The sequence below is a fragment of the Paenibacillus zanthoxyli JH29 genome, assembly GCF_000520715.1.
Lineage (GTDB): Bacteria > Bacillota > Bacilli > Paenibacillales > Paenibacillaceae > Paenibacillus_AQ > Paenibacillus_AQ zanthoxyli.
Genome location: NZ_ASSD01000276.1, coordinates 1 through 1,363, shown reverse-complemented (window position 1 = coordinate 1,363; position 1,363 = coordinate 1). Strand labels below are relative to the sequence as shown.

At 58.6% G+C, this 1,363-nt stretch carries 1 protein-coding gene and 1 pseudogene; both read left to right on the top strand.

Annotation, left to right across the window (positions count from 1 at the left end; genetic code table 11):
* The first annotated feature begins 113 nt into the window (after positions 1 to 113).
* A complete protein-coding gene (locus tag L691_RS0110165) occupies positions 114 to 1,076 on the top strand; it encodes a stalk domain-containing protein (RefSeq protein WP_025690362.1) in 963 nt (320 codons plus the stop codon).
* Positions 1,077 to 1,099: 23 nt separating this feature from the next.
* Positions 1,100 to 1,363 (top strand): annotated as a pseudogene (locus L691_RS28535) (hypothetical protein); the annotation flags it as partial.

Sequence of the window (1,363 nt, the reverse complement as noted above, 5' to 3'; positions counted from 1 at the left end):
CCCTGTATCGATGTCAACAGAAGCCCCCACTTCATGTGTAAGCTAAGTGGGGGAGAGTTCACTAGCATATTTTAATTCTATCACAATTATCTGCTGCAGAAAGGGTGAGACGAATGTTCAAAAAAATAACAGCCGTCTGTGTCTGCCTTGGATTAGTCGTATCGATTACGGGTACCGGCGGAACGCCCGTCCAGGCCGCTTCACCGGTCGGGATGACCTCCGTGATGGTCAACGGTGTAATGCTTACGCTTGAATCTCAGGCTTACGTAAAGCAAGGAAGAGTCATGGCTCCGCTTCGGGACATGGCGAAAGGGCTGGGAGCGCAGCTGTATTGGGATGCGCCTTCCCGCACGGCGACCCTAAAGAGAGCTTCGCATCAAGCGGAGATTAAGGCGGGCAGCAGCCGGGCGCTAAGGGATGGAGGGGCCGTCATTCTGGATGTTCCTGCCGAAATCCGCAGCGGCCGTGTGTATGTCCCCCTGCGTTTCGTAGTGGAAAGCGTGGACGCGACTATTTCCTGGAACGTGAAGACAGGCACGGCTCAGATTATCCTGCCGCTTGACCCGGCCAGCGCGAAGAGTGTCATTGCCGAGCGGGCCGCTGCTGCGGTGCAGGCGCTTAAAACTAAGGATTGGGCCGCTCTTTCCTCCATGGTTCACTCCACCCGGGGCGTCCGCTTCTCGCCTTACGGCTATGTGGACACCGCAAAAGATATCGTGCGCAGCCGGAGCGAAATCGCGGCGGCCGGCGCGGACGGGACCGTCCGAACCTGGGGCGCCTACGATGGGACGGGCGACCCGATCAAGCTGACGTTCGCGCAGTATTACGATAAATTCATTTACAGCGCCGATTTTGCGGACGCGCCGGAAATGGGCTACAATCAGACCATCGGCACCGGCAATTCGCTGAATAACGCGCGGAACGTGTATCCGGATGCCATCCTGGTTGAATACCATTACGACGGATTCGATCCGCAGTATGACGGCATGGACTGGCAGAGCCTGCGGCTTGTATTCGTTAAGGAAGGCGGGCAGTGGATGCTTGTAGGCATCATACATGATCAATGGACGATATGAGCAAAAGCAATATAACAGGCGGAATGGACGGGCTGCAATCCGGTCCGTCCGGGACGCTTCCCGGGCGTATGGCGCTCTTTGAGCATTTGTCCGGCAGCGCGGCAGAAAGAGAAGGGGGCGGCGATATGCTGATCCCCTTCGCCTTTGAAGAGACGCTGTGCCGGGATGTCGGCGCGGGGCTTGTGCCGCCGTCGCTGCACTTGTGGAGCCACCCCGGTGGAGTGGCTCTAGGGCTCCGGGACAGCCGCCTGCCATGCGCCGGGCAGGCGATGCGGAGCCTGGAAGCG